This is a genomic window from Pseudomonas sp. Q12-87 (assembly GCF_001269755.1).
Classification (GTDB): domain Bacteria; phylum Pseudomonadota; class Gammaproteobacteria; order Pseudomonadales; family Pseudomonadaceae; genus Aquipseudomonas; species Aquipseudomonas fluorescens_S.
Genome location: NZ_LHVI01000028.1, coordinates 1 through 15,468, shown reverse-complemented (window position 1 = coordinate 15,468; position 15,468 = coordinate 1). Strand labels below are relative to the sequence as shown.

Genomic DNA, 15,468 nt, shown 5'->3' with positions numbered 1-15,468 from the left:
CGTCAGGCTAGGACTGATTGACTTTCATTAAAAATGAATAATAGTTAGTAACTTGTTCTTTTTTGGAGAAGGTTATGGAGTTCAGCCAACTGCGGATATTCCAGGCTGTGGCCGAGGAAGGTTCCATCACCCGGGCCGCCGAGCGCTTGCACCGGGTGCCGTCGAACCTGTCGACCCGGCTGAAGCAGCTTGAAGAGCAATTGGGCGTGGATCTTTTCCTGCGCGAGCGTCAGCGTTTGCAGTTGTCACCGGCGGGAAAAGTCCTGTTGGACTACGCGACCAAGCTTTTCGCCTTGCATGACGAAGCCCACGCGGCCGTGCAGGGTGGGCAACCCGCCGGCGATTTTGTGCTGGGCACGATGTACAGCACGGCGGCGATTCATTTGCCGGATCTGCTGGCCGGTTATCACCGCGCGTATCCGGCGGTGAATTTGCAAGTGCAATCCGGGCCCAGCGGTGAGTTGCTCGAAGGCTTGCTGACCGGCCGTCTCGATGCCGCGCTGGTGGACGGTCCGCTGGAACTGGCGGGGTTGGATGGCGTGCCGCTCTGTGACGAGCGCTTGGTGCTGATCACCGAGGCCGATCATCCGCCGGTGCGCAGCGCTTTGGATGTGCAGGGGCGTTCGGTGTTCACCTTTCGCCAGGGCTGTTCGTACCGCATGCGGCTGGAGGCCTGGTTTGCCCATGACCATGCGAGCATGGGCCGGGCGATGGAGATTGAGTCCTACCCGGGGATGCTGGCGTGTGTGATCGCCGGGTCCGGGGTGGCGCTGATGTCCGAGTCGATGCTGGCCAGCCTGCCAGGCCGCGAGCGAGTGGCGGTGCATCCGCTGGCGGAGCCGTTTGCCAGCGCGACGACATGGTTGATGTGGCGCAAGGGCATGGTCGGGGCCAACCTGAACGCTTGGATCGAATTGCAACAACAGGCTTGGCCGCGAGCGCCCCTATTGGCGGCAAAATCGGCTTGAACTCCCGGCGTTGGATTTGGATCAATTCAGTAACAGATCATTGCAAACACAGACGAGCATTGCGTAGCACATCGGACTATGATCAGAGCGAAGGGGCCATAGCATTCTGCCGCTCGTACCACCCTGAGGGGGCACCACGATGAAAGAGAAAATCCAGAACTGGCTTCACGACCTCGGTGTCGCGCTTGGCCTGATCGAACCGCCATTGCAACCGGTGCCGATCCGCACGGATGACGAACAACGTCGCCGCCAGCCGCGTCGTCGGTAAATACACCCGAATATTGGAGAGATCGCAGTCTTCGACCGTTTCAAACGAGACGGCCGAAGACTGCGATCTTTATTTTGTATGCAATCTGTGGCGAGGGAGCTTGCTCCCGCTGGGCTGCGAAGCAGACCCCAATCAGCTCCTCCGTCCTTTCTGACACACCGAGGCGCCTGGCTTTGGGCGCGCTACGCGCACCAGCGGGAGCAAGCTCCCTCGCCACGGGTACTGCGTCGTACCGGTTAGATCGCCTTCGCCACCACATTCGCACGCGGCGACAACACGCTCACCAGCACAAAACTCACCAGCGCCACGCTCAGGCTGTAATAGATCGGCGTGTTGGCGTCCAGGCCGTCCTTGAACATGAAGAGCAGCGCGGTCAGGAAGCCCAGCGACATGCTGGTAATCGCACCGGCGGTGGTGGCGCGTTTCCAGTAGATGGCCCCGATCAGCGGAATCAGCATGCCGCCCACCAACAGGTTGTAGGCCAGGGTCAGGGCACTGATGACATCACTGACCACCAGGGCGATAACCAGTACCACGGCGCCCATCAACAAGGTGGCGATACGGTTTTCATGAACGTCGCCACTGCCGCTTTCCCGGCCGTTGCGCAGACGCGGCAGCAAGTCCTGGACCACCGTGGTGGATGCTGCCAGCAGGCCAGCCGCGGCGGTGGACATCAGGGCCGCCAGGGCCGCGGCGATCACCAGCCCACGAATGCCGCTGGGCAGGCTGGTCTGCACCACGCTGGCGAAGGCGTTGTTGACGTTTTCCAGGTCCGGCAGCAACACCTTGGCGGCCATGCCGATCAACGCGCCCGCCAGGCCGTACAGCACGCAGTACAGGCCGGCGGCGGTGCCGGCCACTTTGGCCACGCCTTCGCTGCGGGCGGTGAAAACGCGTTGCCAGATGTCCTGGCCGATGAAGATGCCGAAGAAGTAGATCAGGAAGTAGGTGAGGATGGTGTCCCAGCCAATCGCGGTGAAATCGAAATAGCTGGCCGGCAACGCCGCCACCATCGCATTCCAGCCGCCCGCGTCGTTGATGGACATCGGCATCAGCAGGAACACCAGGCCAACGGTCATGATCAAGAATTGCACGATGTCGGTGAGGGTCAGCGACCACATGCCGCCGATGGTGGAATACAGCACGACGACACCGCCGCCCACCAGGATCGAAACCCAGAAGGGCAGGCCGAACAGCACCTGCATTACGGTGCCGATGGCGATGGTCGAGGTGGCGCCGATCATCAGCGCGTAAACCAGCATGATCAGTGCGCTGGCTTGACGAGCGGCCGGGTTGTAGCGGCGCTCCAGCACCTGGGTCACGGTGTAGATTTTCAGTTTGAGCAACGGCTTGGCGAGGAACAGGCTCAGGCCAACGATGCCCAGGCCGATGGCGCCACACAGCCAGAAACCGGAAATGCCGTGGACGTAGCCCAGGCGCACGGTGCCGATGGTGGACGCGCCACCCAGGACGGTGGCCGCCATGGTGCCCAGGTAAAAGCCCGGGCCCAGGTTGCGCCCGGCCACGAGGTAGTCGTCACGGGTCTTGGCGCGGCGCATGCCGTACCAGCCCAGGGCGATCATGCCGGTGGCGTAGAGAAGAACGACGATAAAATCCAAAGCCATGATGAGGGTCTCCGATTGTCTTTTTTATAGTGAGGGCGGCTGATTGATGCCCTTGTGGCGAGGGAGCTTGCTCCCGCTCGACTGCGCAGCAGTCGCGATTAAGGGCTGCGTTGCAGCCCAGCGGGAGCAAGCTCCCTCGCCACATATATTTCGTTGGCTCAGGTCAGGCGGTCTGTCTGAGGGAGGCTTTATCGATAGGCACCGAAAAGTCCTTGCTACGCGGATCCTGCGGCCCATACACCGCCGCCGGCTCTGGGAACAGCCCAAGCAGCACCAGGTACACCAGCGAAGCCAGGCCCAGGGTCACCGGCAGGCTGATGTCGATGCCGCCGGCCAGCTCGCCCAGCGGCCCGACGAACTGCCCCGGCAAGTTGACGAAGCACAGTCCGACCAATGCGCTGGGGATCCACGCTCCCAGGCCGCGCCAGTTCCAGCCGTGGCTGAACCAGTAGCGTCCACCGGTTTCACCACGGGTGAACACTTGCAGGTCGTCGGGGCAATAGAAGCCGCGTCGCACCAGCAGGCCGATGATCATGATCACCATCCACGGTGTGGTGCAGGTGATGATCAGCACGGCGAACGTCGACACGCTCTGCACCAGGTTCGCGGCGAAGCGCCCGATGAAGATGAAGGCAATCGACAGCAAGCCGATCAGCAACGTCGCCTTGACCCGCGACAGGACCCGAGGGAACACGCTGGACATGTCCAGACCGGTGCCGTACAGCGACGTGGTGCCGGTGGACATGCCGCCGATCACGGCAATCAGGCACACCGGCAGGAAGAACCAGCTCGGCGAAACCGCCAGCAATCCGCCCACATAGTTGTTGGCGGCGATGTAGTCCGGCGCCTTGATCGCGACGATGGTGGCGGTAGCGAGGCCGAACAGGAACGGGATCAACGTCGCCAGTTGCGCGGCAATCACCGCCAGCATGATGCGGTGCTTGGGCGTGTTGCGCGGGATGTACCGCGACCAGTCGCCAAGGAACGCGCCGAAGGAAATCGGGTTGCTCATGGCCACCAGCGCCGCGCCGATGAAAGCGGCGTAGAAGCCCGGTTGGCCGAGGCTGACCGTGCCGGCGAACTGGCTGTCGAAGGTCGGCGCGAAGGCCAGGATGCCCAGCAGGAACAACAGACTCGCTGCCCATACGGCGATGCGGTTGACCCACAGCATGAAGCGAAAGCCATAGATGCACACCGTCAATACCAGCAGGGCGAACAGGCCGTAGGCCAGGCCCAGGCTCAGGTCGGTTTCCGGGACGCCGACCAGCCGCTTGGCGCCGCCGATCAATGCGTCACCCGAGCTCCATACCGAGAGCGAGAAGAACGCGATGGCGGTCAGCAGCGACAGGAACGAACCGACGATCCGCCCGTGCACGCCAAAGTGCGCACCGGAAGACACCGCGTTGTTGGTGCCGTTGAGCGGGCCGAACAGGCCCATGGGGGCGAGGATGATCGAACCGACCAACACGCCCAGCACAATTGCCCAGACGCCCGCCTGGAACGACAGGCCGAACAGCACTGGGAAACTGCCGAGTACGGCGGTGGCGAAGGTATTGGCGCCGCCGAAGATCAGGCGAAACAGGTCTCCCGGGCCGGCAGTTCGTTCGTGGTCCGGGATCTGTTCGACGCCGAAGGTTTCGATTTGCGTAAGGCTGTTGTCGTTATTGTTATTCATGATCTGCTCCGATCATCGAGGCGCGCTCATCGAATGTGAGCGTCGCCTGTTTTGGCTAAGGGGATGGCAGCCCTTCCGGCATTGCGGACAAATGTTCGTGGCAGGCCAGCCATAGGCCTTGTTGTTCTTGGCGAAACACAATGGTTTCGCGCTCCTGGCTAAAGTGTCGCTCCCCTTGCATGCGCAGCTCGGTGGCTACGTCATGGATGAAAATCGCCACGTCACCTTGGAGGCTGACGAAGGCGTTGCTCGAGGTGCAGTTGAGCACCTCGAAGCCATCCTCGGACCGCCAGCGATCCCACAACGCTTGGTAAGCGTCACGGGACAGCAACGGCTGTTCGAGGGTGTAGAACACGAAACTCGCGTCGGCCGTGAACGCGCCAAAGTAGGCGGCGCGGTCATTGCGGGCGAAGGCCGATACCAGCTCGGCGGCGGCGTGTAGAACCTGCTCCTGTTCGTTCATGGGCGCACCTCAGCGATGAACCACGCCGGGCAGTACGCAGAGCATCTCGTACAGCAGGTTGGCGCCCAGCAGCGAGGTATTGCCGGTGGTGTCGTACGGCGGCGAGACTTCTACCAGATCGCAACCGACCAGGTCGAGGCCCTGGCAACCACGGACGATTTCGATCGCCTGGATGGTGGTCAGACCACCGATTTCCGGAGTGCCGGTGCCAGGAGCCCAGGCTGGGTCAATGCCGTCGATATCAAAACTCAGGTACACCGGTCCGCCGCCGACTTTCTCCCGCACTTCGGCCATCAGCGGGGCCAGGGATTTGTGCCAGCACTCTTCGGCCTGGACCACACGAAACCCCTGGTTGCGGCTCCAGTTGAAATCATCGGCGGTGTAGCCCTGGGCCCGCAGGCCGATCTGCACCACGCGGTCGCAGTCGAGCAGGCCTTCTTCCACGGCGCGGCGGAAGGTGGTGCCGTGGGCGATCTTCTCGCCGAACATGTGATCGTTCACATCGGCGTGGGCGTCGATGTGCACCAGGCCGACCTTGCCGTGTTTCTTGTGGATGGCGCGCAGGATCGGCAGGGTGATGGTGTGGTCGCCGCCCAGGGTCAGGGGGATGACGTTGTGTTCGAGGATCTTGTGATACGACTCTTCGATGATCCGCACCGCGTCCAGCAGGTTGAAGGTGTTGATCGCCACGTCACCGATGTCCGCCACCGACAAGGAGTCGAACGGCGCGGCGCCGGTAGCCATGTTGTAGGGGCGGATCATCACCGATTCGGCGCGGATTTCGCGCGGCCCGAAGCGGGTGCCGGCGCGCAGGGAGGTGCCGATGTCCAGCGGCACGCCGACGAACGCAGCGTCCAGGCCGGCAGCGGTTTGCAAATGGGGGAGTCGCATCATGGTGGCGATGCCGCCGAAGCGCGGCATTTCGTTGCCGCCCAGTGGTTGGTGAAGAATCTTGTCCACGGGTAGGGCCTCATCGTTGTTTTATTTATCAGGGGCCGATTCTGCGAAAAGCCGTTGCGGTGAAGAATCGCTGGGGGCAAATACTTAGTTCAGATTTTTCTAAACTAATGGCGGGCGGGGCGATAGACTCCCAATCAGTGCAGTACTCCGTGTGGCCTGGTGGACGTGGTGCCCCTGTGGCGAGGGAGCTTGCTCCCGCTGGGCAGCGAAGCGGCCCCAAAACCATTCACCTCGGTGAGTCAGACAGACTGCGTCGCCAGGGTTTGCGACGGCTGCGCCGCCGAGCGGGAGCAAGCTCCCTCGCCACATAGGCCTCTGCAACTCCATACATCCAGCGTTCAGGAGCATCTGATGGCCAACGCTCTACCCGACCTGAAACTGCTGCGCATTTTCGTCAGCGTGGTCCGGCATCAGGGGTTCGCCAATGCCCAGCACGAACTCAACCTGTCCACGTCGGCCATCAGCACTTACATGAGCCAGTTGGAATCGGCCCTCGGCCTGGTGCTGTGTCATCGCGGCCGAGGCGGGTTCAGCCTGACCAGCAAGGGCGAGTTGTTCCATCAGGAAACCCTGCGCCTGTTGGGCGAGCTCGAAGGCTTCGAGCAATACGCCGCAGCGCTCAAGGGCGAATTGCGCGGCACGCTGAACCTGGGGGTGATCGACTCCACCGTCAGCGACAAAGCCCTGCCGTTCGCCGAGGCCATCGGCGCCTACAGCCAGGAACATCCAGCGGTGCACCTGCACCTGTCGGTCATGAGCCCTTATGAGTTGCAACTCGGCGTGCAGGACAACCGTCTGGACCTGGCCATCGGTGCGTTTTCCACGCGCATGAGCGGGCTGGTCTACATGCCGCTGTACCGCGAGCAACACTGGTTGTATTGCAGCAACCGCCACCCGCTGTTCAACGAGCGGCGCATTCCCGAACAAGTCATTACCCAGCAGCGCATGGTCGGGCGCGGTTACTGGAGCCAGGCCGAACTGGCCCGCCATGGCTTCAAGCACAGCGCGGCGACGGTGGAAAGCATGGAGGCGCAACTGATCCTGGTGCTCTCAGGCGCCTACGTCGGTTACCTGCCCGAGCACTACGCCCAGGCCTGGGTCGACAAGGGCGATTTGCGCGTGCTGTTGCCGGCGACCTTCGGTTACCAGGCGCCGTTTTCAATGATCGTGCGCCGTGGCCGCAGCCGCGAACCGTTGATCCAGACGTTCCGTGATTTGCTCAAAGCTCAACTGAATCAGGCCTGACCATGTCCAGAATCCAATGCCCGCGCTGCCAGCGACCGCAAAGCCATTGCCTCTGCCCGTTGATCCCCAGCCTCGACAGCCGCACCCGAGTCTTGCTGTTGCAGCATCCCAGCGAAGTGAACCATGCCTTGAACACTGCCCGACTGGCAGCCCTGGGGCTCAACAATGCCGAGTTGATCGTGGGCGAGGTGTTCGAGGATTTGCCTGGGTTGCTCAATCAACCGGGTTATCAGGCGCGCTTGCTGTTTCCGGGTGAAGACGCGCAACCGATGCAGGCCTATGCCCCCTCGGATGATCCACTGCTATTGGTCGTGCCCGACGGTACCTGGCGCAAGGCGCGCAAGCTGCTGCACCTCAATCCGCTGCTGGCGGCGTTGCCGAGGGTGACCCTGGCCGAAGGTGGCGTGTCCCGTTACCGCTTGCGCAAGGCGCCGGGGCCGGGGGCGTTGTCGACGGTGGAAGCGATTGTCCAGGCGTTGCAGACCCTAGAGGCGCCGATCAGTTTTGAGCCTTTGCTGAGGCCATTCGAGGCGTTGATCGAGGGGCAGATCGCGGCGATGGGGGAGGAGGTTTTTCGGCGTAATCATGCTGAAAAATGAGGTTGTTCTTGCGGGCCTCTTCGCGAGCAAGCCCGCTCCCACAATGGATCTGCGACGGACATGAATTTTCGTACACAGGAGATCAAATGTGGGAGCGGGCTTGCTCGCGAAGGCGGCCTATCAAACAACGAATTTTTCCGAGGATATCAACGCTCGCGCATCGCCTCGGTCCGCGCCTTCAACACCGGCTTGAGCAGATAATCCAAGACACTTTTCTGCCCGGTAATAATGTCCACCGTCGCCACCATCCCCGGGATGATCAGCAACGGTTTGGCATCCCCGCCCAAGTGGTTTTTATCGGTGCGCACCTGGATCAGATAGAAGCTGTTGCCCTTGTCGTCGGTGATGGTGTCGGCGCCGATCAGTTCGAGTTTGGCGCTGAGCCCGCCGTAGATCGTGTAGTCGTAGGCGCTGAACTTGACCATGGCTTTCTGGCCCGGGTGCAGGAAGGCCACGTCCTGGGGGCGGACCTTGGCTTCGATCAGCAGGTTGTCTTCCAGGGGCACGATTTCCAGCATGTCGCTGCCTGGCTGCACGACGCCGCCGATGGTGTTGACCTTCAGTTGCTTGATCACGCCATGCACGGGCGAGACCACCGTGGTGCGAGTCACGCGGTCGTCGATGGCGATGCTCGATGCCGTGATTTTCGACAGTTCGGTGCGTTTCTCGTTGAGGTCCTTGGCCGCGTCGGAGCGGAAGGTCTGTTCCGATTCGTCGATCTTGCTCTTGATTTCATTGATCGCCGATTCGGCCCGTGGGATGGCCAGGGTCGTGGCATTGAGCGAGCCGCGAATCTCCACGGCGCTGCGTTTGAGCCGCAGGATTTCCACCGGTGACACCGCCCCGGTGCCGACCAGCGGCGCGGACATGTTCATTTCTTCCTGAAGCAATGCCAGGGCGGAACTGAACTGGCCTTGCTTGGAGCGAAACTCCGCGAGCTCCTGGGTCTTCTGCCGCAGTTGCTCGGTCAGGGTCCGTTGTTCGCTGGCCAGGCGCCGCTGGCGTTGTTCGTACAGGGAGCGCTCGTCCTCGGCCACTTGCGGGGCCTTGGCGATCACCTCCGCCGAAAGCTTGAAGGGCCGCCCCTCGGCTTCGGCCGACAGGCGCTCGACCTGAGCAGTCAAGGCATAGCGGTCGGCTTCGCTTTCGCCCTTGTTCGATTGATACCGCGTGTCGTCCAGGCGCAGCAGGGTGTCGCCCTTGTTCACCATCTGGCCTTCACGGACGAAAATCTCGGTGACGATGCCGCCCTCCAGGTTCTGGATCACCTGGACCTTGCTCGACGGAATCGCCTTGCCTTCGCCCGTGGTGACTTCCTGCAAGACGGCCAATTTGGCCCACACCAGCCCGGTGATGATCAACCCGGCCGCCAGCCATACGGTGACGCGCGAGCGGCGGGGGGAGTCCTGTAACGCGGCGCCGGCGGTTTCCGGCATGAACTCGCTCTCGGCGCTTTTGCTGAAACTGCCGAAGTAGCTTCGGGCGACTGGATCCGGTGCTTGAGCAGACATGGGGCGATACCCGTTGGTTAAAGGAAATAAAGCCGAGCACTGCTCTTGTGGCGAGGGAGCTTGCTCCCGCTCGGCGGCGAAGCCGTCGTAAAACCAGCCGACGGGGTCTACCTGACACGGCGAGGTGAATGGCCTTGGGGCTGCTTCGCCGCCCAGCGGGAGCAAGCTCCCTCGCCACAAAAGCAGTACCCGGCCCTACAGGTGTCGGATGAGTTGTTAAACCGCCGCAGACCCCACCCGTCCCTTGCGCAATGCATCGATAACCACGTCTTTGGGCCCATCCGCCACGATTCGGCCGTTATCCAGCACCACCAGACGGTCCACCAGGCTCAGCATTGAAGTTCGGTGGGTGACCAGCAGCACCGTCTTGCCTTGCACGTAGGTATGGAGTTTCTGCCGCAAGGCGTCTTCGCTGCTGTTGTCCATGGCGCTGGTGGGTTCGTCCAGCAGCAGGATCGGCGGGTCGAGCAGCAGGGCGCGGGCCAGCAGTACGGCCTGGCGTTGGCCGCCGGACAGCAATTGCCCACGCTCGCCCACCGGGCGGTCAAAGCCTTGGGGATGCTGGCGGGCCAATTCGGTGACCCCAGTCATTTGCGCCACTTCGAGCATGCGCCCGTCGCTGACATAGCGGGCGCCGAGGGTGAGGTTGTCCCGAAGGCTGCCGGCCAGCAGCGGCAGGTCATGGGCGACATAGCCGATCTGTTGGCGCAGGTCGGCGACATCCAGTTGCCGCAGGTCCAGGCCATCGAGCAATAACTGGCCTTCCTCCGGTGCATAGAAGCCCATCACCAGGCGCGCCAGGGTGCTTTTGCCCGAGCCGCTGCGGCCGATGATGCCGACCCGTTCGCCGGGCTTGAGGCTGAAGCTGACATTGTCCAGTGCCGCAGCGTTCTGGCCGTTGTAGTGGAAGGTCACGCCGTTGACGTCCAGTGCACCCTGCAATTGAGTGCGATCCAGGGGCCGCTGCTTGGGATCGCGTTCCTGGGGCAAGGCCATCAAGGCATCGGTGCTGCGCATGGTGAGCTGGGCTTGCTGGTAACGGGTGATCAGCCCGGCGATCTGCCCGAGCGGAGCCAGCACGCGGCTGCCAAGCATGTAGGTGGCCACCAGCGCGCCGACGCTGAGGTTGCCGGCGATGATGCTGTAGACGCCAGTGACGATGGTTGCCATGCCCGCCAGTTGTTGCAGAAACAAGGTGCCGTTGGTCGCCAACGCCGAGAGGTTGCGCGCATGGCTGTCCAGGCGGGTGAGGGCGCCATGGGTGCTTTCCCATTGGTGCTGGCGTTCGCTTTCGGCGCTGCAGGCCTTGAGGGTTTCCAGGCCGCCGAGGGTTTCGATCAATAACGCTTGGCGCTGGGCACCGAGGGCGAGGCTTTTTTGTACGGTGTCGCGCAGGCGTATCTGGATGATCATGGCGAAGACAATCGTGATGGGAAACGCCACCACCGGAATCACTACCAGCCAGCCGCCCAGCAGGCCGATCACTACCAGCATCAGCAGGGCGAAGGGCAGGTCGATCAGGCTGGTGAGGGTCACCGCCGTGAGAAATTCACGCAGGCCTTGGAAGTCGTGGATGCTCTGGGCGAATCCGCCGATGGTCACCGGCTTGGCTTTCATCGCCATGCCGGTGATGCGTTCGAACAGAGTGGCGGAAAGAATCACGTCGGTTTTCTTGCCGGCCGTGTCCAGCAGGTGCGCACGCACCACCCGCAATACCAGTTCGAAGCCAGTGCCGATCAACAGCCCCACGGCCAGCACCCACAGGGTTGAGGTGGCCTGGTTCGGTACCACGCGATCGTAAGTCTGCATCACGAACAGCGGCACCATCAGCCCCAACAGATTGATCAGGAAGCTCGCCAGGATCGCGTCGCTGTAGAGCCAGCGCGACAGTTTCAAGGTGTCGCGGAACCACGCCTCGACCCGCGGCACCAGGGGCGAACGCAGGTCTTCGAGTTCATGGCGTGGCCGGGCGAATAACGCCTGGCCACTGTAATTGGCGGTCAGTTCCTCGCGGCTGACCCATTGTTCGCCGCCATCGGCTTCGCTGGGCAGGATCAGCGCCTTGCCGTCCTCGCCCCAGCGCCGCAACACCGCGCAGCGGCCTCCCGCCAGGATCAACATCACCGGCAGGTTGAGCGGCGAAATGTCGCCCAGGTCGCGGCGCAGCAATCGCGCCTGCAAACTGGCCCGGGCCGCTGCGCGCGGCAGCAGGTCCAGGCTCAGACGTTGGTGCGCCATAGGAAGCCCGGCGCTGAGGCTGGCACGACTGGCTGTCGCGCCATGGAGTTTGCAGAGGATCAACAGTCCGTCCAGCAAGGGATCATCGAAATTCAGGCGCGGGTCGGCGCCGGGCGTTGCGGGTTCCATGCTGGTCACGTTGATCGCTCCCACTTTTTTTGGCGGGGCTACTTCAGTTCGGGCAGCCGTGCTTGGTTTTTGACTTCGGTCTGGGCGATTGCGTCGGCCGGCAGCACGATCCGTTGTTTGTGCAACAGCAGGCCCATGTTCGCCAGCACCCGGTACATCGAGTATTCCTCGGTGTAACGCACCTCGGTGTAGCGACGGTTAGCGTTGTACAGCTCGTTTTCGCTGTCGAGCAGGTCGAGCAGGGTCCGTTGGCCGAGGCCGAACTGGTCCTGGTACGCCGCGCGCACGCGGGCGGTGGTGTCGGCGTATTCGCGCGCGGTGGGGGTCTGCTTGCGGGCGTTGGTCATCGCGTTCCAGGCCAGGCGCGTGTCTTCGTTGAGCTGGCGCAGGGCGTTGTTGCGGATGTCCATGGCCTGGTTGATCTGATGCGCATTGGATGCCAGCCGCGCCTTGTCGCTGCCGCCGCGCAGCAGGTTGTAGTTCATCACCACACCGACCCGCCAGTTGTTGTCATGGCCTTCTTCGCCGCCGATGTTGTTGTTGGCGCCTACCGCCGCCTCGGCGTCGAAACGCGGATAGAACGGCGATTTGGCTACTTCATACTGGCTTTCGGCGGACTGTATGTCGGCCTGGGCCGATTTCAGGTACGGGTTGTTATCCACCATGCTTTGCTGGGCTTCGCGCAAGTCAGCAGGAATTTCGCCTTTGGTCGAGGGCGGTGCTTCCAGTTCATCGGGCATGCGCCCGACCACGCTGTAGAAGTTTGCCTCGGCGTCGGCCAGGTCCACTTCGGCGGTATCGAAGTTGTTTTCCGCCAGGGCCCGACGGGCATTGGACTGGTCGGAGTCGGCATTGCTGCCCACGCCGCGCTGGGTACGCAGGCCGATCTGGTCGTTGACCCGCAGGTGCGCTTGCAGGTTGTTCTTGGCCAGGGTCACCAGTTCGCGGCGCTTGAGCACTTCCAGGTACACCTCGATGGTGCGCAGCGCCAGATCCTGAGCGGTGCCTTGGGCGTAATAGGCCCGGGAATTGACCACTCCCTTGGTGCGTTCCACTTCATTAGCCGTGTTGAAGCCGTCGAAGATCATCTGCCGCAGGCGCAGCTCCGACTGGGTGTAAGTGAGGATATTGGTGTGATGGTTGCCCAGCGCCCGGGTATTGGTGTTGTCGCTGTAGCCGCGACCATAACCAGCGTTCAAATCCACCGACGGGAAAAAGCCACCCCTGGCGACCTTGACGTCTTCATTGGCCGACAGCCGACTGTCTACCCGTTGTGCCAGCTCCGGGTGAGTCGCGATGGTGCTCTGGATCGCTTCGGTCAATGACATGGCCTGCGCCTGAGAAGAGCAGGCCATGGCCAGCAAAACCGCGCTGCAGAGGGGGGTTAGAACGCGCATGGGGTGCATCTCCTTGGTCCGTAGTGCTTGGCTGTCGCCAAAATATTGACGTAAAAAAGATCAAAACCGTTTCAACCTTGTAACAACACAGCTAAGAACATTCTAGAGAAAGCCTAAGAAGAATTTCTCATAACAGGTATGCCGAAAAAAACTTATGCCCTAGGAAAAAACCGGCACATTGTTCAAAGCGAAACCCTTTCAATTGGCGGGTTCTGACGGCTTTCAGACGTCAAATAAAAGTTCCATTCATATTTCGAAGCGATGTGAAGAAGTGCCGAACGGGCGAGGAAAAGGGCGATTTAGAGCGACGGTTTTTTGTCGGTGTGGCAAACAGCTAGCGTTTCTTGCCCAGTCAAAGCTGGCAGATTTTCCAGCATTTTTTATCGCCGAACGAAGCACGGATTCTTCACCCAGACAGGTGCCGACTGCGGTTGGCAACGGAGGAAAGGCACATGGCAGCGCTCATCGGTACCGTCAGCAAGGTGGTAGGTCAGGTTTTCGCAGAAGCGGCCGGTGGTTTGCGGCGGCCCCTGGTTGAGGGCGATCGGCTCTATGCCGGTGAACACCTGGTCACCGGTGCCGAAGGGGCCGTGGCGGTGCATCTGCAGAACGGCCAGTCGTTGACGCTGGGTCGCGGAAGCGATCTGACCCTCACTCCTCAGTTGCTCGCCAACCATGCGCCCCATGTCGACACACAGGACGCTGCAGCTCCCAGTGATGCGCAACTGACCGATGTGCAGAAACTGCAACAAGCCATCGCCGCCGGTGCCGACCCGACCCAGACCGGCGAAGCCACCGCTGCCGGCCCCGGTGCCGGTAACGCAGCGGGAGGATTGGGCGGCGGTCACAGTTTCGTGCTGCTCGAAGAAGTCGGCGGGCAGGTCGATCCGCTGATCGGTTTCCCCACGGCCGGGTTCAACGGGATTCCCGAATTCCCAGTGCTGCGCCTGGCGGCAGAGCCGGACAACGGCAATGACGCAACCGTACCGCCAGTGACCCCGCCAACGCCGGATAACCCTGTGACCCTTGATGGGGTAAATGTGGAAGGCGGTGAACTGACCACCAACGAGGCCAACCTGGCCGATGGTTCGGCCAGCAATCCTGGGGCGTTGGTGCAAAGCGGTACTTTCACCGTCTCCGCTCCCGACGGGCTGAGCAGCCTGAGCATCGGTGGCATCAGCGTCATCGCCGGCGGCGTACCCACGGGGTTTCCTCAATCCGTCACTTCGGCGCTGGGCAATACGTTGACCATCACCGGTTATAACCCTGCTACCGGCGTGGTGAGCTACAGCTATACCCTGACGGACAATGAAACCCATCCTGCAGGCGGCGGTGCCAACAACATCACCGAACAATTCCCGGTTGTGGCAGTCGACACCGACGGCGATACCGCCACCGGTACCCTGGACGTCAACATTACCGACGACGTGCCCCAAGCGATCGATGACAGCCACGCCAGCACGGCCTCTGAAACCCTGGTTACGCTCACTGGCAATGTATTGACCAACGACCACCAAGGCGCCGACCGTATTCCTGTCGGGCCCGACAGCGGGCCGATCATCGGCGGGACGTTCACCGGCACCTACGGTACGTTGGTGCTCAACCCCAACGGCACGTACACCTACACCCTTAATACCAGCGATCCACAATTCGTCGCCTTGCACGGTGGCGGAAGTGGAACCGAGACCTTCGCCTACACCCTGACCGACGCCGATGGCGACACCAGCACTGCCAACCTGGTGCTGCAAATCCACAACAACGATGACCCAGTGGTGTTGGTGGGCCTGGACTCTGAGGGCGGTGAGCTTTCCTTGCAGGAAAAAAACCTCAGCGACGGCAGCAGCCCCGATGCGCCAGCGCTGACTCAAAACGGCACCTTCACCGTGACGGCCCTGGACGGGGTGCAGACCTTGAGCGTCGGTGGCATCAACGTCGTCACTGGCGGTGTGGCCGCCGGTTTCCCTCAGTCGATCACCACGGCGTTGGGTAACACCCTGACCGTTACTGGCTACAACGCCACCACCGGCGTCGTGAGCTACAGCTACACCTTGCTGGACAACGAAGCCCATCCAAACGCCAACGGCGCCAACAGCCTCAGTGAGCAGTTTGCGGTTGTGGTCACTGACGACAACGGCACCACCGCCAACGGCAACCTCGACGTGAACATCGTCGACGACCTGCCAAAAGCCGTGGACGACAGCAACGGTACCGCCTCGGAAACCCACCTGACCCTGACCGGCAGCGTGCTAACCAACGACACCCAAGGCGCCGACCACGTCGCCTCCGGCCCAATCACGCCCGGTACGTTCACCGGCACCTACGGCACCCTGGTGCTCAACGCCGACGGCTCCTACACCTACACGCTCAACAGCGCCGATGCGGACTTCAAA

12 protein-coding genes are annotated in these 15,468 nt (G+C 62.1%); 5 read left to right on the top strand and 7 right to left on the bottom strand.

Features of this window, described 5'->3' with window-relative positions; all coding sequences use genetic code 11:
* Window positions 1–74 precede the first annotated feature (74 nt).
* Both AD663_RS19540 and AD663_RS29395 read left to right on the top strand, forming a co-directional pair.
* Window positions 75–968, top strand: a complete 894-nt coding sequence (locus AD663_RS19540) for a LysR family transcriptional regulator (protein WP_003184149.1) — start codon at window positions 75–77, stop codon at window positions 966–968.
* A 139-nt stretch (window positions 969–1,107) separates the two neighbouring features.
* Window positions 1,108–1,236: a PA1414 family protein gene (locus AD663_RS29395; RefSeq protein WP_003184145.1), complete on the top strand. Its 129-nt coding sequence runs from the start codon at window positions 1,108–1,110 to the stop codon at window positions 1,234–1,236.
* 236 nt (window positions 1,237–1,472) lie between these two features.
* Here AD663_RS29395 and AD663_RS19535 read toward each other — a convergent pair whose 3' ends face one another.
* The 4 genes from AD663_RS19535 to speB form a co-directional block, all read right to left on the bottom strand.
* Window positions 1,473–2,861: a sodium:solute symporter gene (locus AD663_RS19535; protein ID WP_053214383.1), complete on the bottom strand. Its 1,389-nt coding sequence runs from the start codon at window positions 2,859–2,861 to the stop codon at window positions 1,473–1,475.
* 163 nt (window positions 2,862–3,024) lie between these two features.
* Window positions 3,025–4,539, bottom strand: a complete 1,515-nt coding sequence (locus AD663_RS19530) for a cytosine permease (protein ID WP_172680624.1) — start codon at window positions 4,537–4,539, stop codon at window positions 3,025–3,027.
* Between the two features lie 52 nt (window positions 4,540–4,591).
* The gene (locus tag AD663_RS19525) at window positions 4,592–4,999 is read right to left on the bottom strand and encodes a nuclear transport factor 2 family protein (protein WP_053214381.1); all 408 of its coding nucleotides are present in this window, start codon (window positions 4,997–4,999) and stop codon (window positions 4,592–4,594) included.
* 9 nt (window positions 5,000–5,008) lie between these two features.
* The gene (gene speB, locus AD663_RS19520) at window positions 5,009–5,959 is read right to left on the bottom strand and encodes an agmatinase (RefSeq protein WP_003184135.1); all 951 of its coding nucleotides are present in this window, start codon (window positions 5,957–5,959) and stop codon (window positions 5,009–5,011) included.
* Between the two features lie 351 nt (window positions 5,960–6,310).
* Here speB and AD663_RS19515 point away from each other — a divergent pair, with 351 nt between their 5' ends.
* Both AD663_RS19515 and AD663_RS19510 read left to right on the top strand, forming a co-directional pair.
* Window positions 6,311–7,204, top strand: a complete 894-nt coding sequence (locus AD663_RS19515) for a LysR family transcriptional regulator (RefSeq protein WP_003184133.1) — start codon at window positions 6,311–6,313, stop codon at window positions 7,202–7,204.
* Between the two features lie 2 nt (window positions 7,205–7,206).
* A complete protein-coding gene (locus tag AD663_RS19510) occupies window positions 7,207–7,803 on the top strand; it encodes a tRNA-uridine aminocarboxypropyltransferase (RefSeq protein WP_003184131.1) in 597 nt (198 codons plus the stop codon).
* A gap of 146 nt (window positions 7,804–7,949) precedes the next feature.
* Here AD663_RS19510 and AD663_RS19505 read toward each other — a convergent pair whose 3' ends face one another.
* The 3 genes from AD663_RS19505 to AD663_RS19495 form a co-directional block, all read right to left on the bottom strand.
* Complete coding sequence (locus AD663_RS19505) at window positions 7,950–9,314, bottom strand: HlyD family type I secretion periplasmic adaptor subunit (protein WP_003184129.1); 1,365 nt, start codon at window positions 9,312–9,314, stop codon at window positions 7,950–7,952.
* 216 nt (window positions 9,315–9,530) lie between these two features.
* Window positions 9,531–11,690 (bottom strand): type I secretion system permease/ATPase, encoded by a 2,160-nt coding sequence (locus AD663_RS19500; protein WP_053214380.1) that lies wholly within the window; start codon window positions 11,688–11,690, stop codon window positions 9,531–9,533.
* Between the two features lie 29 nt (window positions 11,691–11,719).
* Window positions 11,720–13,078 (bottom strand): TolC family outer membrane protein, encoded by a 1,359-nt coding sequence (locus tag AD663_RS19495; RefSeq protein WP_003184125.1) that lies wholly within the window; start codon window positions 13,076–13,078, stop codon window positions 11,720–11,722.
* Window positions 13,079–13,530: 452 nt separating this feature from the next.
* Here AD663_RS19495 and AD663_RS19490 point away from each other — a divergent pair.
* Window positions 13,531–15,468: retention module-containing protein (locus AD663_RS19490; protein ID WP_157062728.1), on the top strand; the 1,938-nt coding region annotated here is incomplete at its 3' end.

Excerpts from the sequence above, each read along its gene's own strand:
- AD663_RS19510 (WP_003184131.1), top strand. The coding sequence starts at position 7,207 with ATGTCCAGAATCCAATGCCCGCGCTGCCAGCGACCGCAAAGCCATTGC.
- AD663_RS19495 (WP_003184125.1), bottom strand. The coding sequence starts at position 13,078 with ATGCGCGTTCTAACCCCCCTCTGCAGCGCGGTTTTGCTGGCCATGGCC.
- AD663_RS19535 (WP_053214383.1), bottom strand. The coding sequence starts at position 2,861 with ATGGCTTTGGATTTTATCGTCGTTCTTCTCTACGCCACCGGCATGATC.
- AD663_RS19515 (WP_003184133.1), top strand. The coding sequence starts at position 6,311 with ATGGCCAACGCTCTACCCGACCTGAAACTGCTGCGCATTTTCGTCAGC.
- AD663_RS19525 (WP_053214381.1), bottom strand. The coding sequence starts at position 4,999 with ATGAACGAACAGGAGCAGGTTCTACACGCCGCCGCCGAGCTGGTATCG.
- AD663_RS19505 (WP_003184129.1), bottom strand. The coding sequence starts at position 9,314 with ATGTCTGCTCAAGCACCGGATCCAGTCGCCCGAAGCTACTTCGGCAGT.
- AD663_RS19540 (WP_003184149.1), top strand. The coding sequence starts at position 75 with ATGGAGTTCAGCCAACTGCGGATATTCCAGGCTGTGGCCGAGGAAGGT.
- AD663_RS29395 (WP_003184145.1), top strand. The coding sequence starts at position 1,108 with ATGAAAGAGAAAATCCAGAACTGGCTTCACGACCTCGGTGTCGCGCTT.